We start from the raw sequence: 25,037 nt of genomic DNA, 5'->3' as shown, positions 1-25,037 counted from the left end.
TCGCACCCCAGCCGCCAGCGTCAAACAGATCGATAGCCGTTCGCACTGTCGGGTAGCTCAGCCCCGTCATCGTGACGATCTGCATGATCTTGGTGCCTTGTCTGTACAGCCTCACGACCTGTTTGCGCCGTTCGTGAAGTTGCTCCAGTGTCTGACTTCTTGCGCTTTCTTTTTCCATGACACTCTGATCGCGAAAATCAGACAAAGTTCAGACTTTAACGGGCCTTATCTATAGCGATCAAAGCAGGGCACGGCCGCGTTCAATTCACCGACTTGGTGTGAAGCAAGCGTGGAACCAGGTAGCGTTCTACTGAAGCAGATACCAGCGCCAGCAACCATGGGGAAATGTGACGGATCATGTGAGGCCAGCTCCATGTAATATATAAGTATTCTTTTAGCCGGGGTATAGCCAAGGTCTGTCAGCCTTTTGTTGTTTCGGCGGCCGCAAGTGGCGCGCGGCTCCGCCCATTGTGGCAGGGGGTTGAGGCGCAGACGCCCGTTCAGAGTGCGAAGATCTTGCCCGGATTCAAAATGTTGTGCGGGTCGAGTGCGCGCTTGATCGTACGCATCATGTCCACCGCACCGCTGCCGGCTTCGGTCAGCAAGAAGTCCATTTTGTGCAGGCCCACGCCGTGTTCGCCGGTGCAGGTGCCTTCCAGGCTCAGCGCGCGCGCCACCAGCAGGTTGTTCAGCACCTCGGCCTGCTCGCGCTCTTCGGGTTTGGTGGGGTCGATCAGGTAGCCAAAGTGGAAGTTGCCGTCGCCCACATGGCCCACCAAAAAGTAGGGGATGCCGCTGGCGTCGGCTTCTGCCACGGAGTCGAGCAGGCAGTCGGCCAGGCGGCTGATGGGCACGCAGGTGTCGGTGGACACGGCGCGGCAACCCGGCTTGCTCTGTATGGCGGCAAAGTAGGCGTTGTGCCGGGCGGTCCACAGGCGGGTGCGCTCTTCGGGCGTGGTGGCCCATTCAAAGGCGTTACCGCCGAACTCGCTGGCAATTTCTTGCACCGTTTCGGCCTGCTCTTTCACACTGGCCGGCGAACCGTGGAATTCCATCAGCAGCATGTGTTCTTCGCGCAGGCCGAGCTTGCTGTGCGCGTTGACCATGCGCACGGTGCCGGCGTCGATCAGCTCGCAGCGGGCAATGGGAATGCCCATCTGGATTACCTGAATGGTGGTGCGCACCGCCGCTTCGATGCTGGGGAACGAACACGTGGCGGCCGAAATGGCTTCGGGCAGCGGGTACAGCTTGAGCGTGACTTCGGTGATGACGCCCAGCGTGCCTTCGCTGCCCACCATGAGGCGGGTGAGGTCGTAGCCGGCGCTGCTTTTTTTGGCGCGGGTGCCGGTGCGAATGACTTCGCCGCTGGCGGTGACGACTTCCAGCGCCAGCACGTTTTCGCGCATGGTGCCGTAGCGCACGGCGTTGGTGCCGCTGGCGCGCGTGGCCGCCATGCCGCCAATGGAGGCGTCTGCGCCGGGGTCGATGGGGAAGAACAGGCCTTCGCTTTTCACCGCTTCGTTCACCGCCTTGCGCGTCACGCCGGGCTGCACCGTCACGGTCAGGTCTTCGGCGTTGATGGACAACACCGTGTTCATGCGGCTCACGTCGATGCTGATACCACCCTGCACAGCCAGCAAGTGGCCTTCCAGCGACGAGCCCACGCCGAAGGGAATCACCGGCACCCGGTACCGGGCGGCCAGCGCCACGGCGTCGGCCACGTCTTGCGTTCTCTGGGCAAACACCACCGCAGCGGGTGGCGGCACGTCGTACACCGACTCGTCGCGCCCGTGTTGCTCGCGCACCGCCAGCGCGGTGGAGCACTGCGCACCAAAACGGGTTTGCAGCGCCGCCATCAGTTCGGCGGGCACCTCGCGGGGCTGAATGTCGGGGGCAAGGTGGGTATGTGGTGTGGGGGCGTTCATGGCGTGTCTCCTGCGCAGCGGGTGTCTGCAGGCCGCCAGTTTACGCGGTCGCACCTCCGCCGTGCGCTCGGTGGCTGTCGCTTTCGGGGCGGTTGGGTGGCACTTGGCAAGTCACACCAAAGGACCGCTGCTCGCCCTTCAAGCCGCCTTCTTTTTCTGTTCTTCCAGGGTTTCTGGCCGGCGCAAGGTGGCCGGGGTGTTGGGGCGCTGGGTGTGTGCGGCGCCGGCCGCAGAAGACAGACTCGTTTTGGCACCGCCCGACGGCGAGCTGGGCGCGCTTTGGTTGCTCGCCAGGCCAGCCAGCCCCAGCGTGCAGGCGGCCATCAGCTGCACGCTGCGGATCTCAAATGGGGTGATGCGGTTTCGTTGACGTGTCATGGTCGGGCTCCAGTGCGTTGAACGAGCGCCCATTCCAACCCACGCCAGCCCGGCCGGCCAGTGGTTTTGCCACCTGTTGCCTGGTTGACAGGATATTTGCCTGGGACACATCTGCACGCGTGTGGTTACGGGCCGCACAGAGGGCGCTGGGCCCCGCGTTCCCGCACAATGCGGTTTTGTCTGCACACCCGCCACCTGAGGACTTTTCATGGGCAACCGACTCACACAAATTGCAACCCGCACCGGCGACGCCGGCACCACCGGGCTGGGTGACAACACCCGCGTGTCCAAAAACAGTCTGCGCGTGCACGCCATGGGCGAGGTGGACGAGCTCAATTCCCACATCGGCGTACTGCTGTGCGAAGACATGGCGCCCGACGTGCGCACGCTGCTGGTCGAGGTTCAGCACCAACTGTTCAACCTGGGCGGCGAGCTGTCCATTCCGGGCTTCGAGCTGCTCAAGCCCGAGGCGGTGCTGGCACTGGACGATGCCCTGGCCACTTACAACGAACAACTGCCGCGGTTGCAAGAATTCATTTTGCCCGCCGGCACCCGCGGCGCCGCCCAAGCCCATGTTTGCCGCACCGTGGCCCGGCGCGCCGAGCGCGCTGTGGTGGCACTGGGCAACGAAGAGGCGCTGAAAGAAACCCCGCGCCAGTACCTGAACCGCTTGAGCGACCTCATGTTTGTGCTGGCGCGCGTGCTCAACCGCATGAACGGCGGCGACGACGTGTATTGGAAAAGCGAGCGCATGGCGCAGCAGGACCCACAGCCGTGAAACGCCCGCTGGCAGCCGTGTTGGCCGGGTTCACGGTGCTGGCTGGCGCCCAGACCGAACCCGCCAGCACCACGCTGGTGTGCGAAGCCGTGTACCTGCCGGCGCGCACCACCTGGACGCGCACCGTGGCCATTGCTTACGACCAGCAGCGCGTGCGTTCGGTGCAGATTGACGGCGTGCCGGTGTACACCTTCAACGTCCGCGAGACGCTGATCTTGACCGCGCTGGACAACGAGCGCATCCAGATCGACACCGCCAGCCAGACCTGGACCAGCGATTTCCGTGGCCTGGCCACGGCGCAGGGGCGCTGCGAGCGGGAAGGCTGAAAGGCGAGCCGTGCGCCCCCGGCCTGCTGGCGTTTACGAGAGACCGAGCCGGCGGCGCAGGTCTGGCAAGGCCGCCTGGCCTGCCAAGTAGCCCGCTTCGATCATTTCCTTGCGGGCGGAAAAATCGGAACTGTCAAAGCGGTCCGTCTTGGGCTGGATCAGCAGGTTCGCCGTCTTGCTTTCCATTTGCGCCAGTGAGCGCCCCATGATCTCGAACGATTGCAAGATGATCTCGTAAAGCCCCGAGCGGGGTTTGCTGGTGGGGCGTCCGCCCACATCGACAGCAATCACCATATCGGCGCCCATCTGCCGCGCCACACCCACAGGCACCGGGCTGGTCAGTCCACCATCCACCAGTTCCCGGCCTTCAAAAAGGGCTGGAATGAAAACGCCCGGAATGGAGCAAGAGGCCGCCACTGCACCGCCGGTGTCGCCGCGTTTCAGCGCGACCAGTTCGCCAGTGGCCAGGTCGGTGGCCACGGCCGCAAACCGACGGGGCATTTTCTCGATGGGCATGTTGTCCAGGTAGCTGTTGACCAGGCGTCTCAGGCCTGCTCCACCCAACATGCCGCGCCGGTTGCCAGAGGACAGATCGGCCACATCGATGTCGCGCACTTTCAGCGCCACTTCCTGCATCTTCCAGGGTGAAAACCCCGCAGCGTAAAAGGCACCCACCAGCGAACCCGCGCTGGTACCCGCCACGATGCTGATCGGGACCTTGGCTTCGTCCAGCGCCTGGAGCACCCCAATGTGGGCAAATCCGCGCGCAGAGCCGCCACCCAAAGCGATGCCGATCACCTTGTTGCCCGTGGCAGCTGCTTTGCGGTTGCCAGACTGTGCCAGGGCGTTTCCGGATGCGATCACACCGGCACCCAAGGCCAGCCATTGTCTGCGTTGCATGCTCTTATTTATCCACGGCCTTGACGACGCCCTGATCAATCAGGTTCTTGAGTTGGTCCCACGCCGAGGCAAAAGCGCCCGCGGGCTCGCCCCGGGTGATGTTTTCCACCTTTTCGTCCAGCAAAACCACCTCGACACGGCGATTGAGTTGCCGCCCTTCGGCGGTGGTGTTGGATGCCACCGGGCGCCGCGAAGAGAAGCCCGAAGTTTTGATGCGCTGCTCAGGCACACCCCGGGCTGCCAGGCCTTTGCCAACTTCGGCAGCCCGCTCATCGGACAACTTTTGGTTCAGATGGGGGTTGCCCACGTTGTCTGCGTGGCCCTCAAGCGCCACCTGCTTGTCGCTCTTGGTTTTGATGAGGTACGCAATGCGGTCGAGATACGGCCCCGCTTCCTGCGCATTGAGTGAGCTTTTTCCCACTTCAAACAAGGCAGAGCTTGGCAGCATGATCTCCACACCCCGGTCGGCTTGTTGGATCGGCAGCACCGGACCGCTGTAAGGCGCTGGTGCGGGGGGTGCTGTTTGGCAGGCAGACAGCAGCGCGGCGGTTACCAGAGGCCATACGAAACGGCGAATGGGGGGCAAATAGGACATGGGTTTTTTCGGAAATCAAGGCGTTGAGGTGTGCCCGCAGGCACCTCTTGGGGTGTTCAGCGTAAGTGCTGGCACCCTCCCGACCCGGGCTTTGCGCTTGCTCCGACCATCCATTCGTGTGACATTGCCGGCCCTGTGGCGTGCGCACAACCCGGTGGGCGCCAGCGCTGGTGGCGGGGTGAGCACTGCTTCACGCAGCGATCAACCGGGTTCCTGGATTCACCCGGCCATGCGCAGGCTGCCGGCGTCGGGCCGCTTGCCGGCGTGCAGGCGGATGCGCAGCGACAGGTCGGTGCGCGAATCGGCGTATTCCACCGCTTGCTCGGCCGTGAGGTCGCCGCGCTGGTACAGCTCGTACAGCGACTGGTCAAAGGTGGCCATGCCCAGTTCGGTGCTCTTGGCCATCACGTCCTTGATCTCGTCGGTCTGGCCCTTCTGGATCAGGTCGGCCACGTAGGGCGAGAGCAGCATCACTTCAACCGCCGGCACCAACGCACCCGCTGAGCCGCGTATCAGCCGCTGGCCCACCACGCCCTTGAGGTTGAGCGACAGGTCCATCAACACCTGGCGGTGGGCGGTTTCGGGGAAAAAATTCAGAATGCGCTGCACCGCCTGGTTGGCGTTGTTGGCGTGCAGGGTCGACACACACAGGTGCCCGGTTTCGGCGTAGGCCATGGCGTGCTGCATGGTTTCGCGGTCGCGGATCTCGCCGATCATGATCACGTCGGGTGCTTCGCGCATCGCGTGGCGCAGCGCTTCGTCAAAGCTCTGCGTGTCCAGCCCCACCTCGCGCTGGTCCACGATGGACAGGCCGTGGGCGTGTTCAAACTCCATCGGGTCTTCCACCGTGAGGATGTGGCCACTCACGCTGCGGTTGCGGTGGTCGAGCATGGCCGCCAGCGTGGTGGACTTGCCCGAACCCGCAGCACCCACCACCAGCACCAGGCCGCGCTTGAGCAGGGCCAGTTTTTTCAGCACCGGTGGCAGTTTGAGCGCGTCCAGTGACGGGATTTTGGCGTTGATGTGGCGCACCACCACAGCCACGTCGCCGCGCTGGCGGTACACGTTGACGCGAAAGCGGCCCAGGCCGGGCAGGGCGATGGCCAGGTCGCATTCCAGGGTGGACTCGAACTCGCGGATTTGCGACTCGCGCATGACCGAATAGGCCAGCCGCTGGGTGTGGGTGGCGTCCAGCTTGCCTTCAGACAGCCGCTTGATGACGCCTTGCACCTTCATGGCCGCAGCGGTGCCGCTGGATAGGAACAGGTCGGATGCGCCGTGGGTAACCATCAGCGAGAGGTAGTGGCCCAGGTCGTCGTTGGGGCCGTGCAGGTCAGAGTCCATGGGGCGAAAACATTGAAATTGAATACCCCCTATATCGTCACTTTCACCGGGCGCTTGAACGCCAGATTCCGCGGGCCTCTGTTGAGCCGCTGCACGCGGAACTGCGTAGGCGCCTGGGGTGCCGAGCGCAAAAAAAGCCTGACCCCCGATGCAGGGGCCAGGCTGAGGGGTGAAACCCAAAAAGCGGTGGATCAGGCTTTGCGGTTCAGCAGCGCGTGCAACAAGATCGCGCCGAACGTAGCCGTTCCGATGCCACCCAGCGCGAATTCACCGAACTTGAGTGTGTAGTCGCCCGTACCCAGCACCAGCGTGATGGCGGCCACCAACAGGTTTTTGTTGTTCGAAAAATCGACCTTGTTGTCGACCCAGATCTTGGCGCCGGCCACGGCGATCAGGCCAAACACGACGATGGACACACCGCCCATGACCGCCAGCGGAATGGCCTGGATCAGCGCGCCAAACTTGGGGCTGAAGCCCAGCAAAATGGCCATGATGCCCGCCACCATGAAGATGGCGGTGGAGTAAATTTTGGTGGCGGCCATGACGCCGATGTTTTCGGCGTAGGTGGTCACGCCGGTGCCGCCGGCGCTGCCTGCCACGATGGTGGCCACGCCGTCGCCCATGAAGGCGCGGCCCATGTATTTGTCCAGGTTTTTGCCGGTCATGGCGGTCACGGCCTTGATGTGGCCCAGGTTTTCCGCCACCAGAATCACGGCCACCGGCGCAATCAGCAGCATGGCGTTGGCTTCAAATACCGGTGCGCTGAAGTTGGGCATGCCAAACCAGGCAGCGTTGATCAGACCCGACAGGTCCATCGGGTTGCCCAGACCGAGGCCGTTGGTGAGCACGGCGTAGACCACGCTGGCCACGATCAGGCCCATCAGGATCAGCAGGCGCTGCAGCATGCCGCTGCTGAACACCGCCACCAGCGCCACGCAGACAAAGGTCACGCCCTGCATCCAGGCGTCGAAGTTGGTGGGCGCCATGTTTTTGATGGGGATGTGGGCCAGGTTCAGGCCGATCACGGCCACCACCGAGCCGGTGACCACCGGCGGCATGAAGCGCTCGATCCAGCCGGTGCCCACGGCCTGCACGATGGCGCCGATGAGGGTGTAGACGATGCCGCAGGCGATGATGCCGCCCAGCGCCACGCCAATGTTGGCGTTGGGGCCGGGGCCGGCGTAGCCGCTGGCGGCAATCACCACGCCAATGAACGCGAAGCTCGAACCCAGGTAGCTCGGCACTTTGCCCTGCGTCATGACGAAGAAGATGAGCGTGCCGATGCCGCTCATGAGGATGGCGACGTTGGCGTCAAAACCCATGAGGATGGGCGCGAGCACGGTGGCACCAAACATGGCGATCAGGTGCTGCACACCCATCACCGTGGTTTGTGGCCACGACAGCCGCTCGTCGGGCCCCACCACGCCGCCGCTGGCGAGGGTGGAGGCCGGTTTTTCTGTCCAGTTGAATAGACCCATGGGAAGAAACTCCGTTGTTGTTAAAGTAAAAATCAGGAAAGCGTGCGGCCGCGATTCTGACCGCAGCGAGAGACGCCCACAAGCCGCGCTGCAGCAGCGCAGACCCGCGCGGGACAACAGGAGCTGCCGATGCGCAGCCCCGGTGTCAGGCGACGCGGAAGAACCGCATCTCCACCCGGTCTGGAAAGCGCGCGCCGGTGCCCACGAACAGGCTCTCGGTCAGCCACGCCAGCGCAGGGTGCGACACCTCAAAGCTGGGTGCGCAGCGGAAGTAAATGGCCGCTGGGTCCACCGGCTCGCCGCGCACCAGCTTGGCAATGTCTTCGGCCGAGCCACGGCGCAGCGCGCGGTTTTGCACAAACACATGGGCGCCGGGCCAGGCCGGGTCGTTCAGTTGCAGCAGGTAGCGTGCATCCAGGTCGGCGCAGGTGTCGCTCACCACCAGCTGAAAGTCGGCACCGCCGGCCAACACCGCGCCGTTGACCCGGCCGCTCACCGTGCCGCCGGTGATGGGAATGATGCGCCGGCGGCCCCGGCTGTTGAGCCCGGTGATGTCGCCGGCCTCCAAGGGGGCTGCGACGAAGACGGTGAGGTCGAAGGCGGGTTCGAGCGTGGGGGTGGGCAGGGGCATGGGTCCGATGCTACCGCCACTGCCCCTTGGCCCTTGTTATCAGGGCCGGCCGAGCCAGTGAGCCTGGGCGCGTTCAAAGGCTTGTGCGCCCACCTTGCGACCCATGGCCAGACCGGCCACGTTGCCTTCATAAAAGTGGATGCCGCCGTACAGCCGCGATTCGCCCGCTTCCTGTGCGGCTGCACTGAAGCTGCTCCAGCTCAGCACCGTGCCAGCCGCGGTGGCCAGGCCCGGCTCCACGCGCAGGGGCACTGGCTGGGTGTAGCTGGCGCCAAACGCATCGCTGCCGGTGAAGCGGCTCAGCACCTCGGCGCCCGCCATGGAAAACGCGCTGTGCCCCGAGGTGAACTCCGGGAACGGCGGCGTGGGGAAGCTGCTCACTTGGTAAGGGCGCCAGGCTTCGCCGTCGATGGTGGCTTCGGTGGTGCCGGTCCAGCCGCGAATGCGTTTGCCACGGAAGAGGTGCCGGATGGCGGTGACCGGGCGCACATAGTCGTAATAGCGCTTGCATTCCCAGGTGGCAATGGCGGCATCGTGGATCGCGTTGGCCAGGGCAAAAAACATCTTCACGTCCTGCGCCAGGGTGTGGTGGTCGCGCGCCGAAACGAAGGCCGCAAACACCTCCCAGTGGCCCGGCGGCAGCTCGGAGCTGGGGCCATCGGCCCAGTATTCGGCGATCACCTTTTGCTTGACCCTGAGCTTGTCCTGCACATCCACCACGTGTCTGGCCTGGTCCAGAAACGCCTGCGAGGTGAGTGCAGCCGGTGCCGACGGCCGGAACTGTCCGGCCGAGGTCAGGGCGAACGGACGCACGTCTTGCCACTGCGGGCCGATGAAGCCTGGCACCTTGACCGCGCCGCTGCCGTCCGCATAAGCCAGTGGCTGCCAGCGTTCGGGCACCAGGATGTCCGACGGCGTGGCTGGCGAGGTGACGTGCATCGGCATGTTGACCGGCCTGTAGCCGGTGGTGTCGGCGTACAAGCCGGCCTGGTTGGCGCCGTCGGTGTGCGCATGGGCCAGCACGGCCTGCGCGGCCAGGTTGCCCAGGCCTTCGGGCGTGGCCGGGTTGGTGCTCGTGCTCGGCGCACTGCCCTGGCTGGCTAGCATGGCGTCAAACGTGGCGGTTTCGCTGGGGAACTGGTCTTTCAGCACGGCGTGGGCGGCGTGGCTGATGGCTTTTTCGATCTGCGTTTCGGTGGCCCCCGTGACGCGCGCTGTGCCCAGGTGCACCGGCAGCGCTTGCGCGTCGTGCACGGCCCAGACATCGAATAGGGCGGTGTGCAGCAGCGCGAGCGAGCGCGCCACCATGGGCGGCCCGATGCGGTTGCGGTCTGCGCCCACGCCGGTCGCACCGATGTGGCGGATGGCTTCGAGCGCGGTGTGGGTCCATTTGACGGAAAGGGTATCCATGGCAGGCTCCTCATGACGGGGTTGAAGGAGGCTCTAAGCTAAACCTGCGCCGTTGTGGGCGCCATTCACCCAATGGGGGGAAACGTCCTCAAAAGGGGGGACATCCCGCGCCGCCAAGGGCGGCCACGCGCGGCGGCTTGGGCTGTCACCTCGGCACTGGTCGGTTGGCGGTCCAACTGCTACGCTGCCCGTCCCGGAGACACCACGAGACCGCCATGCGCCAGAGCCCGCCGCCCTACGTTCCGCAAATTCGCCTGTACCAGCAGTGGCTGGCCGAGCACCGCGGTCTGCGTTTTGATGACTACGACGCGCTCTGGCGCTGGTCCACCACCGACCTGGACGCGTTTTGGCAAAGCATCTGGGACTATTTCGACCTGCGCTCGCCAACGCCCCACCAGGCGGTGCTGGAGCGCAACGTGATGCCGGGCGCCCACTGGTTCCCGGGCGCGCAGGCCAACTACGCGCAGCAGGTGTTTCGCCATGTGCAGCCGGCCCACGCGGCGGGCTTTGCGGCGGTGGTCAGCCGCAACGAAAAAGGCCGCGCGGTGGAGCTGAGCTGGCCCGAACTGCGCCGCCAGGTCGCGTCGCTCGCGCTGCACCTGCAGGCGCAGGGCGTGGTGCCCGGCGACCGCGTGGCGGCCTACCTGCCCAACATTCCTGAAACCATGGTCGCCTTCCTCGCGGTGGTGAGCATCGGCGGTGTGTGGAGCGTGTGCGCGCCCGACATGGGCACCAACGCCGTGCTCGACCGTTTCAAACAGATCGAACCCGTGGCGCTGATTGCCTGCGACGGCGTGACCTACGGCGGCAAAGACTTCGACCGCCTGGCCGTGGTGGCCGAGCTGCGCGCGGCCCTGCCCACCGTGCGCCATGTGATCCTGCACACCAACCTGGCCGAAGAACCCGCGGCGGTGGACAACGCGCTCGAAGCGGCCCAGCCTTGCACCGCTTTCAGCACCGCCGTGGCGCAGGACGACGCCGCGGTGCAGGCCTTTGAGCCCCTGTGGCTGCCGTTCGACCACCCGCTGTGGATCGTCTACAGCAGCGGCACCACCGGCCTGCCCAAGCCCATCGTGCACGGCCACGGCGGCACGCTCATCGTGGCGCTGGCGCTCAAGATCATCCACAACGACGTGGGCTGCAGCTACCACCCCAACAGCTGGGGCGAGCGTTACCACTGGTACAGCTCCACCGGCTGGGTGATGTGGAACGCGCAGACCAGCGGCCTGCTCAACGGCACCACCTGCGTCATCTTTGATGGCAACCCCGGCGGCAGCAAAGACCAGCCCGACTGGACCGTGCTCTGGCGCTTCGCGGCCGAACAGGGTGTGACCTTCTTCGGCGCCGGCGCAGCGTTTTTTGCGAACTGTTTGAAGGCGGGTGTGGACCTGTCGACCTGCGGCGACCTCTCCAGCGTGCGCGCGCTCGGCACCACCGGCTCACCGCTGGCGGAAGACGCCCAGAACTGGGGCACGGCGCAGTTCGCCGCCATCGCTCAAACCGAAGCGCAGCGCGACATCTGGTGGTGCAACATTTCTGGAGGCACCGACTTCGCTGGCGCCTTCATCGGCGGCCACCGTGAACTGCCGCAAACCCCTGGCCGCATGCAGTGTCGCCTGATGGGCTGCGCGGTGGAAGCCTGGGACGAACAGGGCCAGCCCGTCATCGACGCTGTGGGCGAACTGGTCTGCACGCAACCCATCCCGTCCATGCCGCTGTACTTCGTGGGCGACGTGGACAACCAGCGCCTGCTGGGCAGCTACTTCGACATGTACCCGGCGGGTCATGGGCGAAAGCCCGGCGGCGGTCAGCCGTTACCCCCACGCTCCCCCGCTGCGCGAGGTCCGCTGCCCCCCGAGGGGGCTGCCCCGGTCTTGGGGCGGCCCGGCGACCGGGACCTCGGCCCAGAAGCCGGCGCCGTCTGGCGCCATGGCGACTGGCTGCGCATCCACCCGGACGGCTCGTGCGTCATCTACGGCCGGTCCGACGCCACCATCAACCGCCACGGCCTGCGCATGGGCACCAGCGAGCTGTACAGCGCGGTCGAAGCCCTGCCGGAAGTGCTCGACAGCATGGTGGTGGACCTGGAGTACCTGGGGCGCGAAAGCTACATGCCGCTCTTCGTGGTGCTGCGGCCCGGCCTGGCGCTGGACGACGCCATGACCGCCAAGATCAACGGCGCCATCCGCACCGCGCTCTCGCCGCGCTTCCTGCCCAACGCCGTGTTCCAGGTGACTGAAATACCGCGCACCCTCTCGGGCAAGAAGCAGGAACTGCCCATCAAAAAGCTGCTGCTTGGTCAGCCGCTGGACAAGGTGATCAACAAGGAAGCCATGGCCAACCCGGGTTGTCTGGACTGGTACGTGGCCTTTGCCGCCGAACACCAGGCGCGCGCGGTGGCCAGCTGAAGCGGCGGGCCACCGGCGCGGTCGCGTGGGTGACCCAAAGCGGGCCAGGCATGGGGCTGCCCCTGTTTTCAGTCGGCGCGCGCCGGGCTATGTTGCGGGTTGTCCATTCCACCCACCAGGAGACCCGCATGAACCCCCGCCAACCCGCCGAATTCAACCGCCGCCAGGTCCTGTCTGCCGCAGCCGCTGCCGTAGCTGCGCCCGCCCTGCTGCCCGCCACCGCCTGGGCACAAGACAAGTTTCCCTCGCGCCCCATCACGCTCATTGCCCCGTGGCCGGCCGGCGGCAGCAGCGACGGCGTGATGCGCGCCTTTGCCGAAAGCGCCAGCAAGAGCCTGGGCGTGCCGGTGGTGATTGAAAACAAGCCCGGTGCCGGTGGCACCATGGGCGCGGCCGCCATGGTCAATGCCAAGCCCGACGGCTACACCCTGACCCAACTGCCGCTGGGCATTTACCGCCTGCCGCACATGCAAAACATGAGCTTTGACCCGGTCAAAGACATCAGCCACATCGTCTGCCTCACCGGCTACACCTTTGGCATTGCCTGCACCGCCGACGCACCGTTCAAGACCCTCAAAGACATGGTGGCCTACGCCAAGGCCAACCCCGGCAAGCTCGAATACGGCCACACCGGCACCGGCACCACGCCGCACCTGGCCATCGAAGAGTTCAGCACCAAAGCCGGCATCCAGCTCAACCCCATTCCGTACAAAGGCTCGGCCGAAATCATGCAGGCCATTTTGGGTGGGCACATCCGCGTCATGAGCGGCACCACCGAATTTGCACCGCACGTGTTCAGCGGCAAGCTGCGCCTGCTGGCCACGCTGGGCAGCCAGCGCAACAAAGCCTTTCCCGACGTGCCCACCGTCAAAGAAAGCGGCTGGGACACCATCACCGAATCGCCGTTTGGCATCGGCGGCCCCAAGGGCATGGACCCGGCCGTGGTGAAGGTGCTGCACGACGCTTTCCGCAAGACCCTGGAAGACCCAGCGGTGCAGGCCACGCTGGACAAGTTTTACATGCCCAGTATCTACATGAGCACCGCCGACTACACGGCGTATGGCGAACGCACGTTCAAGGCCGAGAAGGCGACGATTGAGCGGCTGGGGCTGGCGAAGAAAAGTTGAAGCCTCGGTGAAAACCCGCAATTGACAGGCGGTCGTTCTGGGGTGAAGGTGGCAGATTGTTCGGCCGCTTTCACAAGGTTTTTGCATGCCCAGCACACCGCACCAGCACATTGCCACCGTGATGCAGGTCGCTGCGGACGGCGTGGGCGCACAAGCCGCAGCGCGGCACGAGCAGGTGATCCGCGACTCGTGGCACCGCTGCGTGCACGAGCACCGGCTGGACCCGACGCGCATGCAGGAAGCGGTGATCCTGCCGCAGGCGCGGCTGCGCGAGCACCAGGACCAGATGGAGGCGCTGTTGCAAATCGCGCGTCACGGGCTGGAGGCGCTCTACAGCAAAGTGGCTGGCCTGGGTTATGTGGTGCTGCTGACGGACGCGCGCGGCGTGACGGTGGACTTTCTGGGTGACCTGGTGTTTGAGCCCAGCCTGCGCAAGGCGGGCCTCTACCTCGGCGCTGACTGGAGCGAGCAGCACGCAGGGACCTGCGGCGTCGGCACTTGCATCAGCACCGGCAAAGCGCTCACCGTGCACCTGGACGACCACTTTGACGCCACCCACATTCCGCTCACCTGCACCACCGCGCCGGTGTACGACAGCGCGGGCGAGCTGAGCGCAGTGCTCGACATTTCGCAGCTCAGTTCGAGCCAGCCCAAGAGCAGCCAGCACCTGGCGCTGCAGTTGGTGAAGATGACGGCGCACGACATCGAGCACGCGGCCTTTCTGCACCGCCATCGGCACGACTGGATCTTGCGACTCTCGGCGGCGCCGCAGTTCCTGGACGTGCAGCCCGAGTACCTGCTGGCGCTGGACGGCCACGGCCGCGTGGTGGGCCACAACCGGCGTGCCCAACTGGCTTTGCAGGGCCCAGCGCCGCACGCGCCGCCGCTGGTGGGGCGCAGCTTCGAGGCGCTGTTTGACCTGTCGTTCAGCCAGATCGGCCGCTTCGTGCTGACCCAGCCTTCGGACCAGCGCGCGGTGATGCTGGCGGGTGGACGGCAGCTGCTGTTTCTCTCGGCCGTGCCGCCGCCGCCGCGCCCGGTGGCCGCTGCGCAGCGCGAGCGCGCGGTGCCAGCGCCGCTGGCCGCGCTCTCGGCGGGCGACGCCGCGCTGGACCGGCAGGTGGAGCGCGTGGCGCGGCTGGTGAACACGCCCATCAGCCTGCTGATCACGGGCGAAACGGGTTCGGGCAAAGAATTTTTTGCCAAGGCGGTGCACCGTAGCAGCGAGCGCCGCGCGCGGCCCTTTGTGGCGGTGAACTGTGCGGCGATCCCCGAGCACCTGATCGAGAGCGAGCTGTTTGGCCATCTGCCGGGCAGCTTCTCGGGTGCATCCATCAAGGGCAAGCGCGGCCTGATCGCCGAGGCCGACGGCGGCACGCTGTTTCTCGACGAGATCGGCGACATGCCGCTGGCACTGCAGACGCGGTTGCTGCGCGTGCTGTCCGAGCGCGAGGTGTTGCCGGTGGGCGCCACCCGGCCGGTGCCGGTGAACATCCGCGTGATCGCGGCGACGCACGCGCCGCTGGAGCAGCGGGTGCTGGCGGGCTGCTTCCGCGACGACCTGTATTACCGCCTCAAGGGCGCGCACATCCAGTTGCCGCCGCTGCGCGAACGCAGCGACCTGGGCGCCATGATCACGCGGATGCTGGGCGGGCGCACGCTCACGCCCGCCGCGCTGCAGCGCCTGCTGGCGCACCGCTGGCCTGGCAACCTGCGCGAGCTGCGCAACGTGCTGGACTACGCGGCAAGCATCTGCGCGAGCGGGGCGATGGATCTGGACGATCTGCCGGAGTTGTCGGTCGCGCGGCTGACTTCGCGGGTTGATACGGCGGAGGCCATGACTGGCGACGGGCCTGAGGCGCTGCTGCAGGCGCTGCGCGCGGCGCACTGGAACGTGAGCGCCGTGGCACGCGCCATGGGTCTGTCGAGGATGACGTTGTACCGGCGGATGAAGCGGTTCAACATCCTTCCCCCGAACAGGCAGGACGGCCCCTCGCTCCACTAAAAGCCCGGCCGAGAGGTTGTGACACCTGTCACTTTGCGGGTGACAGGTGCACGGGGTGTGACACCCGCACCGCTTCTGAAAGTCTCGGCAAATCAAGCACTTGCGCGCGTCCGCCGCATGGCACGCGTCTTGAGTTGTATGGGGCACCGGCCCGCTTCGAGGTCGGCACCCACAGGAGACAAGACCGATGACCGATACCGCAACCGACACCGCGCCCACCACCACGACCGTGACCACGCCTTCCCAGCGTGCCCAGGCCTGGCTGGACCAGTTCGGCGCCGCCCTCGCATCCGGCCAACCCGACGCCGTATTGCCGCTGTTCGACGCCGACTGCTACTGGCGCGACCTCGTTTCATTCACCTGGAACATCCGAACCCAAGAAGGTGTTGATGCCATCCGCGACATGCTCGCGGCGCGCCAGGCCGAAACCGGCGCATCGAACTTCCAGCTCGAAGGCGAGGCGACCGAAGCCGACGGTGTGCTAGAGGCCTGGTTCACTTTCGAGACCCAGGTCTCTCGCGGGCGCGGCCACCTGCGCCTGAAAAACGACAAGGCCTGGACGTTGCTGACCACCATGGTCGAGCTGAAAGGTTTTGAAGAGAAGAAGGGCACACGCCGCGTCAAGGGCGCGGAGCACGGCGCACAGCAGGGGCGCAAGAGCTGGCTGGAGCGGCGCCACGAAGAAGAGGCGCGGCTGGGCTACGACGAGCAGCCCTACGTGGTGATCATCGGCGGCGGGCAGGGCGGCATCATGCTGGCCGCGCGGCTGCGGCGGCTGGGCGTGCCGACCATCGTGGTGGAGAAAAACGCGCGGCCCGGCGACAGCTGGCGCAACCGCTACAAGACGCTGTGTCTGCACGACCCGGTCTGGTACGACCACCTGCCCTACATGCCCTTCCCGGACGACTGGCCGGTGTTCGCGCCGAAAGACAAGGTGGGCGACTGGCTGGAGATGTACACCAAGGTGATGGAGATCAACTACTGGGGCTCGACCACTGCGAAGAAGGCCAGCTACGACGAGGCCAAAGGCGAGTGGACCGTGGTGGTCGACCGCAACGGCGAAGAGGTCACCCTGCGGCCGAAACAGCTGGTGTTCGCGCTCGGTGTCTCGGGCTACGCCAACGTGCCCAAGATCCCCGGCGCCGAGACCTTCGAAGGTGACCAGCACCACTCCAGCAAGCACCCTGGCCCCGAGCAGTACAAGGGCAAGAAGGCGGTGGTGCTGGGCTCCAACAACTCGGCCCACGACATCTGCGCGGCGCTGTGGGAGAACGGCGCCGACGTGACCATGGTTCAGCGCAGCAGCACGCACATTGCGCCGTCGGACTCGCTCATGGAACTGGCGCTGGGCGGGCTGTACAGCGAGGAAGCGCTGAAGAACGGCATTGACCACCACAAGGCCGATCTCGTGTTCGCCAGCGTGCCCTACAAGATCATGCACACCTTCCACATCCCCGTGTACGAGGAGATGAAGAAGCGCGACGCCGACCTCTACGGCCGGCTGGAGAAGGCGGGTTTCATGCTCGACTTCGGTGACGACGGCTCGGGCCTGTTCATGAAGTACCTGCGCCGCGGCTCGGGCTACTACATTGATGTGGGCGCGAGCGAGCTGGTGGCCAACGGCAGCGTGAAGCTCAAGAGCCACAACAACATCGAGCGCATCAACCCCAAGAGCGTGACGCTGACCGACGGCACCGAGCTGCCAGCCGACCTGCTGGTCTACGCCACCGGCTACGGCTCGATGAACCATTGGCTCGCCGACCTGGTGTCGCCCGAAGTCGCCGACCGCGTGGGCAAGGTCTGGGGGCTGGGCTCGAACACCACCAAAGACCCGGGGCCGTGGGAAGGCGAGCTGCGCAACATGTGGAAGCCCACCAACCAGAAACAGCTGTGGATCCACGGTGGCAACCTGCACCAGAGCCGGCACTACTCGCAGTTCCTGTCGCTTCAGCTCAAGGCGAGGTATGAGGGGCTGGACACGCCGGTCTACGGGCAGGCGCCGGTACACCATTTGCGCTGATCGGCTGAGGGCATCGCTATAGTGGGCAGGCCCAAACGCCTGCCCACGCCATGCCCGCCTGCCACGAACCCCACCGCCGGAGCGGTCCTTGCTGATCGCCGAACAGCGCTCGGCCCTCTCCGGCTTCACCTACGACCTGAAGTCGGCGGACGGTGCGGTACTGGGCGAGCTGTGTTTTCCCGACTGGGCGCAGGCCCGCAACGCGCGGCTGAAGAACCCGGCGCCGAAGCGGCTGCGGTCCAGCATCGACCTGCGCCTGTCGGGCGCGGCATACACCATTGAATTTGAGTACACACGCCGCGGCTGGACCAACGACACCCGCTTCGAGCTGATGCACGATGGTGCGCGGCTGGCCTCGGCAGCGGTGGCGGTGCCTCAAGGCTTCTGGGGCCGTGCGACCCTCACCGTGACCGAGCCGTTCAGCGGCGAACTGGTCAGGCGCAGCAGCCTGTTCAAGACCCGCTTCGAGTTGCTGCGGGGTGGTCAGTCGCAGGGACTCATTCACGAGCCGGATGCCATCACCACCCGGCGGCGGCTGTGCGCCGAGCTGCCGGCAGACACCGCGCCGGCGGTGCAGGGCTTCCTGTTGTTCCTGGTGTTGAACCTGGCGTTTGGCTGAACCTTCACCCCTTCCGGCTCACCAGCACAATCCCCGCCGCCACCCCCAGCAGCGCCAGCACCAGTTGCAGCGTGAGCGGTTCGCTCAGCAGCACCACGCCAAACACCAGTGCAAACACCGGCGTCAAAAAGGTGAAGGTTGCCATTTGCGTGGCGGGGTAGTGGCGCAGCATCCACATCCAGGCCAGGTAGCTGGCGAAGGCGCCCACGGCGGTTTGCAGAAAAATGGAGCCCCAGGCCAGCGCGGAATAGTTCAGGCTCCAGGTTTCGCCCAGCGCGAGCGAGAGCAGGGGTGTGACGGCGGCGGTGACGCCGAGTTGGTAGAACAGCGACTTTTCGGCCGCTGCGGTGGCAATTTTCGTGGTGCGGATGGCCAGTGTGGTCAGGCCCCAGAGCATGCCGGCGGCCAGGCCCATGGCGTCGCCTTTCCATTGCCCGGCCACGGGGGAGCTGTGCATGAAGCCTTCGCTGAAGGCCACGGCCACGGCGCTGAACGCGACAAACAGGCCCACCCACTGGATGCGGCGCAGTTTTTCGGCCGCCACAAAGCGCGGCAGCAGCAGCGCCACCCAGAACGGGCTGGTATAGAGGAACACCGTGAGGCGCGAGGCGCTGGTGTGCGTGAGGCCCAGGTAAATAAAGCAGAATTCGCCCGCAAACAGCAGGCCCACCAGCAAGCCGCCCCAGAGCGTGCCGTCGCGTTTGAACAGCGGCACGCCGCGGTATTGGCACCACAGCCAGAGCAGGGTGGTGGCGCCCCACATGCGGATGGAGGCCTGCCACAGCGGCGGGATTTCGCGGCTGGCGAACTTGATCAAAATTTGCTGGAAACCCCAAAACGCGCAGCACGCCACCAGCAGGGTGATGGCAAACGTGTCGAGGTGGTCTTTGCGTTGAATCGTGGTCATGGCATCAGCGGGTGTGGGTCAGCGCGCGCAACTGGGCTTTCAGGCGCTGAATGTCGGCGGCGCTCAGGCCGGCGAGGGTTTGGGTTTCGTGTTCGCGGGCCTGGGCCATGAGGGGGTTCACTTTTTCCTGCCCTGCGGGGGTGATGGCCACGAGCGTGCGCCGCTGGTCTTGTGGATCGTCCGTCAACTGCACCCAGCCTTGTGCGCTCAGGCGCTGCAGCAGCTTGGTGACGGTGGGCTGCTGGCTCAGCACCTCTTGCGCGAGCTGGCCCACGGGCATGGGGGCCTGGTCGCTCAGCGTGGCCAGCACACGCCATTCCAGCGAGCCCAGCCCGGCGGCTCGCACCGCGGCTTCAAAGTCTTTGAACAGCGCATGGTTGGCCTGGCCGAGCAGGTAGCCCAGGTAGTCGTCCACAAAGCGGGAGCCGGTTGCTTCGACGGGTCCTTGCGGCCGCGCGGTGTCCGTCTTTCTGCCCATCGTCAAAGGGGGTGTTCGGTGTAGAACTTACCGCCGTGGTAGAGCAGCGGCGACGCGTCGGCGCGGTGGGCGCAGCGCTCTACTTCGCCCACAAAAATCACATGGTCGCCCTCGGCGTACTGGCTGCGGTTGAAGCATTCAAACGTGGCGGCCGCACCCGCCAGCAGCGGCGCCCCGCTGACGCCTTCGGTGAACGCCACACCGGCCCAGCGGTCGATGCCCTTGGCCGCAAATTGCTCGGCCAGGGCTTGCTGGTCGGCGCCCAGCACGTTGATGGCGTAGTGCATGCCGTTGGAAAACGCCGCCATGGAGCCCGCCGCACGGCCCAGGCTCCAGAGCACCAGTGGCGGGTCGAGCGAGACCGAGTTGAAGGAGTTGGCGGTCAGGCCCACCAGCTCACCCGCAGCGGTGCGCGCCGTGACGATGGTGACACCGGTGGCAAACATGCCCAGCGACGCGCGGAATTCGCGCGCAGAAAAGTCGGGTGGGCGGGCCTGGTGGCCGGCAGAGCGGGCTGGTGACATGGGTGCCATTTACATGAAAATTCATCAATAATAGGCGGTGCCGTGCCAGGCATCAAGCCCGCAGGGAACCACCCGGCCAACGCGCCTTGGAAGGGCGCGCGTATTTCTTTAGGAGACGTTATGTTGCAAGAGCGGATCGAACCCGCCTGGGTCGACGCGTTTGAGGCCGTGTTGCGCCGCTGCGCGTTGCAACCGGGTGACACGGTAGCCATTCTCGGTGAAACCCAAAGTCGGCCGGTGCTGATGGAATTGGCGCGCCTGGCGGCTGACCGCCTGGGGGCGCGCAGCTTCACGCTCACGCTGCCCTCGGTGTTCAGCGCCCGGGAGCCGGTCACCCGGTCCACCGGCGCCACGCCGGCCATTCAGCAGCTGGCGCCGGTGGTGGCCGCGCTGCAAGCCTGCACCCTGGTGGTGGACTGCACGGTAGAAGGCCTGATGCACGCGCCCGAGCTGCCCGCCATTTTGCAGGGAAACGGCAGCACCCAGCCGCGCGTGGTGTACGTGAGCAACGAGCACCCCGAAGCGCTGGCCCGCCTGCTGCCCGACGACGCCACCGAAGCCCGCGTGAAAGCGCATGTGAAACGCCTGCGCGGCGCCCAGGCCATGCGCGTGCGCTCAGCCGCGGGCACCGACCTCAGCATCGCCCTGCCAGGCGCGGTGGCTGGTGGCAACTGGGGCAGCACCACGCGCCCCGGCACGCTCACCCACTGGCCGGGCGGCCTGGTGCTGGCGTTTCCCGCCGCCGGTAGCGTCAACGGCACGCTGGTGCTGGCCGAGGGTGACGTGAACCTGACCTTCAAGCGCTACATCGAGCGCGCTATCACGTTGACGATTGAAAACGACTACGTGACCCGCATCTACGGCACCGGGGTGGATGCCGAACTGTTGCGCTCGCACTTTGCCGCCTGGGGCGAAAAAGACGCTTACGCCGTTTCGCATGTGGGCTACGGCCTGAACGATGCCGCCCGCTGGGACAGCATGGCGCTTTACGACAAGCGTGACTTCAACGGCACCGAGCTGCGCGCCTTTGCCGGCAATTTTCTCTACAGCACCGGCGCCAACGAAACCGCTGGCCGCTACACCCGCGGCCATTTCGACTGGCCGATGCGCGGCTGCACCGTGTCGCTGGACGACGCAGTGGTGGTGGGCGCAGGCCGGGTGGTGGACGCATGAAAACGCCCTGTCTGAAACGAAAGGTGGCTCTATGACACTGCCCAAGTTCATGACCTTGGGCAGCGGCCCCACCGTGCTCATGTTGCACGGCATTGGCGGGGGCCACCGCGCCTTTGCACCACAGGTGGAAACACTGGCCAGCCTGGGCTACCGCGCCGTGGCCTGGGACATGCCCGGCTATGGCCGCAGCGCGCCCATTGAGCCATACACCTTCAAAGGCCTGGCGCAGCGCTGTGTGGACTTGATCGACGCGCTGCAATGCGACAGCGTGGCGCTTTTGGGCCACAGCATGGGTGGCATGGTGGCGCAAGAAGTGATCGCCCGCCGCCCGGACAAGGTGAACAAGCTCATCTTGTGCGGCACTTCCGCAGCCTTCGGCAAACGCACCGACGGCAAGAGCGCCGAGGCCTGGGCGCAGCAGTTCATTGCGCAGCGCACGGCGCCGCTGGACGCCGGCCAGACCATGGCACACATGGCGGCCAAGCTGGTGCCGCAGATGGTTGGCCCCGGCTCGTTGCCCGAGGGGCTTAAGCTGGCCGAGCACTGCATGGCCAACGTACCCGCCGCCACCTACCGCCGCGCGCTGGAATGTTTGGTCACGTTTGACCGGCAGGCCGATCTGGCCCAGATCCGCGTGCCCACCTTGCTCATCGGCGGCGAGTTTGACCGCGTGGCCGCGCCCGCCGTGATGAAGCAGATGGCGGCCGCGATCCCGCGCGCGCGCTACGCCGAACTCGCTGGCATCGGCCACCTGATGAACCTGGAAGCACCCGACGAGTTTGACGCGCTGTTGCTCGCTTTCCTGCAGGAGCCCACGCCCAAGCCGCTGCCCGACACGCATTGAGCCCATCACCCCACTCGCAGGAGACAAGCCCCATGAACAACCCCGTCAACCCACACACCGGCCTGGACTTCACCCCCGCCGTGGGCGACATGCCGTTCACCCCGCTGCAGCGCGAGCTGCTGGCCAAGGCCCACGCCTTGGGCCGCGACGTGTTCGCCGCCCGCGCACCGCAATGGGACCGCGAAGCCAGCTTTCCGTTTGCCAACTACGACGACCTGCGCGCCGCCGGTTTTCTGAAACTCTGCGTGCCCACCGCACACGGCGGCCTGGGCGCTGACTACACCACCTACATGATGGTGGCCGCTGAAATTGGCCGTTTTTGTGGCGCCACCGCACTCACCTGGAACATGCACATTTGCAGCACCATGTGGACCGGTGTGCTGGCCGACGGCATTGCCATGACCGACGAGCAGCGTGCCGAGCACCTGGCCCGGCGCGAGCTGCACTTCAGCCGCATCGTGAACGATGGCGCCATTTACGCCCAGCCTTTCAGCGAAGGTACCGCTGCCGCCGCTGGGCGCGCGCCCTTTGGCACCACCGCCAAAAAGGTGGACGGGGGCTGGCTCATCAACGGCCGAAAAATCTGGGCCAGCCTCTCGGGCGCAGCCAATTACTACGGCATTTTGTGCACCGAAGACAAAGGCGACGACCACCCCGACGCGCGCGACACGCTTTACATCAGCGTGCCCGCCACGTCCGAAGGCTTCAGCATCAGCGGCGACTGGGACCCGCTGGGCATGCGCGGCACCGTCAGCCGCAACCTCGCGTTCAAAGACGTTTTTGTGAGCGATGCTGAGCAGCTCATGCCGCGCGGCATTTACTTCAAGGGCGCGCAAACCTGGCCCGCCATGTTCTTCACGCTCTCGCCCACCTACCTGGGCCTGGCCAACGCGGCCTACGACTTCACCGTGAAATACCTGCGCGGTGAGGTCGAAGGCGAGCCGCCCATCAAGCGCCGCCAGTTCCCCACCAAGCAGATCACGGTGGCGCAAATGCGCATCCAGCTGGAGAACATGAAAAGCATCTTTGCCCGCGCCATTGCCGAGGCCAAGCCCAACCCGAGCAAAGACGAAAAACTGCGCCTGTACGCCGCGCACTACAGCGTCATGGAAGGCGCCAACGACATTGCCCGCCTGGCCATTCGCACCTGCGGCGGACAAAGCATGATGAAACACCTGCCGCTGGAGCGCCTGTACCGCGACAGCCGCTGCGGCGCCCTCATGCTGCCCTGGACGGCCGAACTGATACTGGACCGCATGGGCCGCGAGACGCTGTACGAAGCCGGCGAAAAAGACGCTTGAAGGCGAGCATGGCGCCCTGCGTGCAAGCTGTCACGCTCTGCCCAGGCACTTGCCTGGGGCGCAAGGCGTTCAAGCCGGGCTGGCTCCTAGAATGCCTGCATGAGTGAAATTGACACGTTCCGAATGGGCAAGCGTCTGGTGCTGCTGGCTTTGGCTGCGGCGGTGCTGACCCCGGCCCTGGCCATGGCGCGCGGGCCTGGCCACCCGCTGGCCGATGTGCCGGGCAGCGATCCCTGCCGTGAGTTTGTGGCGCGCTTGCCCAATGTGTCAGGCGCCTTGTGCTCAGCCGCCCAGCTCAAACCCACCGTGGGCCGCTCGGTGCAAGGCCGCACGCTTTACTACCGCGACGTGGTGGCCCCCGACGCCAAAATCCGCGTGCTCGTGGTGGGCGCCATGCACGGCGACGAACTGTCGTCGGCCTCGCTGGCGCTGCACTGGATTCAACGCGCCACCGAAACGCCGTCCAACGCCCACTGGCGCTTCGTTCCCGCGCTCAACCCCGACGGCCTGATGGCCCGGCCCGCCAAGCGGGTGAACGCCCGCGGCGTGGACCTGAACCGCAACTTTCCCACGCCCAACTGGGCACGCGACGCCAAGGTCTACTGGGAACAGCGCACCAAAAAAGACCCGCGCCGCTGGCCCGGACCCAGCCCCTTGTCCGAGCCCGAATCGAAGTACCTGCACGACGAGATGGAGCGCTTCCAGCCCGACCTGGTGGTGAGCATCCACGCGCCCTACGGCGTGCTCGACTTCGACGGCCCCGGTGTGCCGCCGCCCCAGCTCGGCCGCCTGTACCTTGACCAGGTGGGCATTTTTCCCGGCAGCCTGGGCAACTACGGCGGCGTGCACAAAGGCATGCCGGTGGTCACCATTGAACTCACCAGCGCGTTTCGCACGCCGCTGGACGCCGAAATGCGCCAGATGTGGCTGGACCTGCTGCGCTGGATGAGCGAGCGCGTGGGCCAAGGCATGGGCGGGCCGGTGCGCTGAGCGCGCTGGGCTCCCCAAACCGTTTCAAACCAAACAGCTTTTTCAAAACCGCCGGTTCAGCGCGGCCGCCAGCACCGTCTGCCGCTGGCGTATTTCAGGCATCCACGCCACGGCCACCGGCACGCCGTTGCGGGTGACCGCCCGCGCTGCCCCGGCGGCGGTGGTCTCCAGCTGGCTTTCCAGCCGCAGTTGCCACGACCAGGCGCCGGGCCGCGCGCTGCGCGCGCCACCGTCGAGCTGCAGGCCCAGCGCCAGCAGGCGGTTGGGGCCCAGCGGCAGGGTCAGCGGGTCGGCGTTGGGCAGGCCCACCCGCGCTGTGCCGCCAGGGCCACCGCCGGCCCAGCTGCTGGCGCTCAGTTGCCAGGTGGCGGCCTTGTGCAAGCGCCAGCGCGCGCCCAGCGCGAGCTGCCAGGCCCGAAAACGCTCCGGGTAGCCCAGCGCGGTGGTGGTGCTGGCGATGTGCCGGTCGGTCTGCCGCCAGCCCAGCCTAGCGCCCCAGGCCCAAGGGGTGTCAGCGTCTTGCGGGCTTGTCTGGGCGAGCGTGCCCAGCGGTAGCCAGCCGCTCAGCGTGAGTGCATCCACGCGCAGGCGGCTGCTGGTTTGCACCGACGTGCCGGTCTGGGTCTGGCCGTCGTAGTGGCGCGTGCCCTGGCTGCGGGCCCACTGCGCTTCCCATGTGGCCGTGCCGCATTGGCCTCCCGCCGCCAGCGCGACACGGTCCAGCCAGCCGCGTTCGGTCAGCACCGTAGCGCCTTGAGCATCCCGCTCGGCCCAGTGGCTGTGCTCGCGCCCGGCTCCCAGGCCCAGCGTGGGCGTGCCGCAGTCCATGGCCAGTGCAGCGCTGGAAAAAACCAACGCCAGCGCCACAGCCATGGA

Annotated in this window: 24 protein-coding genes; 11 read left to right on the top strand and 13 right to left on the bottom strand. The window is 66.1% G+C overall.

Annotated features, from left to right (window positions below; all coding sequences use genetic code 11):
* From AC0GNR_RS16115 to AC0GNR_RS16105, 3 genes are all read right to left on the bottom strand, one after another.
* Positions 1–178, bottom strand: a 178-nt coding sequence (locus AC0GNR_RS16115; protein WP_472900050.1) for a helix-turn-helix domain-containing protein, incomplete at its 3' end; no start/stop codon positions are given.
* 322 nt (positions 179–500) lie between these two features.
* Positions 501–1,925: an FAD-binding oxidoreductase gene (locus AC0GNR_RS16110; protein ID WP_472901916.1), complete on the bottom strand. Its 1,425-nt coding sequence runs from the start codon at positions 1,923–1,925 to the stop codon at positions 501–503.
* 138 nt (positions 1,926–2,063) lie between these two features.
* Positions 2,064–2,303, bottom strand: a complete 240-nt coding sequence (locus tag AC0GNR_RS16105) for a hypothetical protein (protein WP_472901915.1) — start codon at positions 2,301–2,303, stop codon at positions 2,064–2,066.
* Positions 2,304–2,511: 208 nt separating this feature from the next.
* Here AC0GNR_RS16105 and AC0GNR_RS16100 point away from each other — a divergent pair, with 208 nt between their 5' ends.
* A complete protein-coding gene (locus AC0GNR_RS16100) occupies positions 2,512–3,081 on the top strand; it encodes a cob(I)yrinic acid a,c-diamide adenosyltransferase (protein WP_472901914.1) in 570 nt (189 codons plus the stop codon).
* Positions 3,078–3,407 (top strand): hypothetical protein, encoded by a 330-nt coding sequence (locus AC0GNR_RS16095; RefSeq protein ID WP_472901913.1) that lies wholly within the window; start codon positions 3,078–3,080, stop codon positions 3,405–3,407. The genes AC0GNR_RS16100 and AC0GNR_RS16095 overlap by 4 nt, the downstream gene beginning before the upstream one ends.
* A gap of 33 nt (positions 3,408–3,440) precedes the next feature.
* Here the strand turns inward: AC0GNR_RS16095 and AC0GNR_RS16090 are convergent, their stop codons facing one another.
* From AC0GNR_RS16090 to AC0GNR_RS16065, 6 genes are all read right to left on the bottom strand, one after another.
* Positions 3,441–4,307, bottom strand: coding sequence for a patatin-like phospholipase family protein (locus AC0GNR_RS16090; protein ID WP_472901912.1), 867 nt, complete (start codon positions 4,305–4,307; stop codon positions 3,441–3,443).
* 4 nt (positions 4,308–4,311) lie between these two features.
* Positions 4,312–4,902, bottom strand: coding sequence for an OmpA family protein (locus AC0GNR_RS16085; protein ID WP_472901911.1), 591 nt, complete (start codon positions 4,900–4,902; stop codon positions 4,312–4,314).
* Between the two features lie 219 nt (positions 4,903–5,121).
* Complete coding sequence (locus AC0GNR_RS16080) at positions 5,122–6,246, bottom strand: PilT/PilU family type 4a pilus ATPase (protein WP_472901910.1); 1,125 nt, start codon at positions 6,244–6,246, stop codon at positions 5,122–5,124.
* A gap of 191 nt (positions 6,247–6,437) precedes the next feature.
* Complete coding sequence (locus tag AC0GNR_RS16075) at positions 6,438–7,724, bottom strand: solute carrier family 23 protein (protein WP_472901909.1); 1,287 nt, start codon at positions 7,722–7,724, stop codon at positions 6,438–6,440.
* A gap of 145 nt (positions 7,725–7,869) precedes the next feature.
* On the bottom strand, positions 7,870–8,355 hold the full coding sequence (locus AC0GNR_RS16070; RefSeq protein ID WP_472901908.1) for a DUF3237 domain-containing protein: 486 nt from the start codon (positions 8,353–8,355) through the stop codon (positions 7,870–7,872).
* A 39-nt stretch (positions 8,356–8,394) separates the two neighbouring features.
* On the bottom strand, positions 8,395–9,765 hold the full coding sequence (locus AC0GNR_RS16065; protein WP_472901907.1) for a vanadium-dependent haloperoxidase: 1,371 nt from the start codon (positions 9,763–9,765) through the stop codon (positions 8,395–8,397).
* A gap of 215 nt (positions 9,766–9,980) precedes the next feature.
* On the opposite strand from AC0GNR_RS16065, the gene AC0GNR_RS16060 reads away from it, so the two are divergent.
* The 5 genes from AC0GNR_RS16060 (at position 9,981) to AC0GNR_RS16040 (ending at position 17,944) form a co-directional block, all read left to right on the top strand.
* Positions 9,981–12,173 (top strand): acetoacetate--CoA ligase, encoded by a 2,193-nt coding sequence (locus AC0GNR_RS16060; RefSeq protein ID WP_472901906.1) that lies wholly within the window; start codon positions 9,981–9,983, stop codon positions 12,171–12,173.
* Between the two features lie 128 nt (positions 12,174–12,301).
* Positions 12,302–13,300 (top strand): tripartite tricarboxylate transporter substrate binding protein, encoded by a 999-nt coding sequence (locus tag AC0GNR_RS16055; RefSeq protein WP_472901905.1) that lies wholly within the window; start codon positions 12,302–12,304, stop codon positions 13,298–13,300.
* 85 nt (positions 13,301–13,385) lie between these two features.
* Positions 13,386–15,305, top strand: a complete 1,920-nt coding sequence (locus tag AC0GNR_RS16050; protein WP_472901904.1) for a sigma-54-dependent Fis family transcriptional regulator — start codon at positions 13,386–13,388, stop codon at positions 15,303–15,305.
* Positions 15,306–15,492: 187 nt separating this feature from the next.
* Positions 15,493–17,325: an NAD(P)/FAD-dependent oxidoreductase gene (locus AC0GNR_RS16045; protein ID WP_472901903.1), complete on the top strand. Its 1,833-nt coding sequence runs from the start codon at positions 15,493–15,495 to the stop codon at positions 17,323–17,325.
* An 88-nt stretch (positions 17,326–17,413) separates the two neighbouring features.
* Entirely contained in the window at positions 17,414–17,944 is a 531-nt protein-coding gene (locus AC0GNR_RS16040; protein WP_472901902.1) for a hypothetical protein, read from the top strand.
* Positions 17,945–17,948: 4 nt separating this feature from the next.
* Here AC0GNR_RS16040 and AC0GNR_RS16035 read toward each other — a convergent pair whose 3' ends face one another.
* Genes AC0GNR_RS16035 through AC0GNR_RS16025 form a run of 3 tightly spaced genes read right to left on the bottom strand, consistent with a single transcriptional unit; the run spans position 17,949 to position 19,853 of the window.
* Positions 17,949–18,851, bottom strand: coding sequence for a DMT family transporter (locus AC0GNR_RS16035; RefSeq protein ID WP_472901901.1), 903 nt, complete (start codon positions 18,849–18,851; stop codon positions 17,949–17,951).
* 4 nt (positions 18,852–18,855) lie between these two features.
* Positions 18,856–19,329, bottom strand: coding sequence for a MarR family winged helix-turn-helix transcriptional regulator (locus tag AC0GNR_RS16030; protein WP_472901920.1), 474 nt, complete (start codon positions 19,327–19,329; stop codon positions 18,856–18,858).
* Positions 19,330–19,331: 2 nt separating this feature from the next.
* Positions 19,332–19,853, bottom strand: coding sequence for a flavin reductase family protein (locus tag AC0GNR_RS16025; RefSeq protein ID WP_472901900.1), 522 nt, complete (start codon positions 19,851–19,853; stop codon positions 19,332–19,334).
* A 120-nt stretch (positions 19,854–19,973) separates the two neighbouring features.
* On the opposite strand from AC0GNR_RS16025, the gene AC0GNR_RS16020 reads away from it, so the two are divergent.
* The 4 genes from AC0GNR_RS16020 to AC0GNR_RS16005 all read left to right on the top strand — a co-directional run bounded on the left by AC0GNR_RS16020 (position 19,974) and on the right by AC0GNR_RS16005 (position 24,161).
* Positions 19,974–21,026, top strand: a complete 1,053-nt coding sequence (locus AC0GNR_RS16020; RefSeq protein WP_472901899.1) for a 2,5-dihydroxypyridine 5,6-dioxygenase NicX family protein — start codon at positions 19,974–19,976, stop codon at positions 21,024–21,026.
* 31 nt (positions 21,027–21,057) lie between these two features.
* Complete coding sequence (locus tag AC0GNR_RS16015; protein WP_472901898.1) at positions 21,058–21,870, top strand: alpha/beta fold hydrolase; 813 nt, start codon at positions 21,058–21,060, stop codon at positions 21,868–21,870.
* Between the two features lie 32 nt (positions 21,871–21,902).
* Positions 21,903–23,171, top strand: coding sequence for an acyl-CoA dehydrogenase family protein (locus AC0GNR_RS16010; protein ID WP_472901897.1), 1,269 nt, complete (start codon positions 21,903–21,905; stop codon positions 23,169–23,171).
* A gap of 99 nt (positions 23,172–23,270) precedes the next feature.
* Positions 23,271–24,161: a M14 family zinc carboxypeptidase gene (locus AC0GNR_RS16005; RefSeq protein ID WP_472901896.1), complete on the top strand. Its 891-nt coding sequence runs from the start codon at positions 23,271–23,273 to the stop codon at positions 24,159–24,161.
* A gap of 42 nt (positions 24,162–24,203) precedes the next feature.
* On the opposite strand, the gene AC0GNR_RS16000 is transcribed toward AC0GNR_RS16005, so the two are convergent.
* The gene (locus tag AC0GNR_RS16000; RefSeq protein WP_472901895.1) at positions 24,204–25,034 is read right to left on the bottom strand and encodes a hypothetical protein; all 831 of its coding nucleotides are present in this window, start codon (positions 25,032–25,034) and stop codon (positions 24,204–24,206) included.
* Between the last annotated feature and the right edge of the window lie 3 nt (positions 25,035–25,037).

This window comes from Hydrogenophaga sp. LT287, from assembly GCF_055702805.1.
Note: the sequence above shows the minus strand (reverse complement) of the source record. Positions and strands in the feature narration are given on the sequence as shown.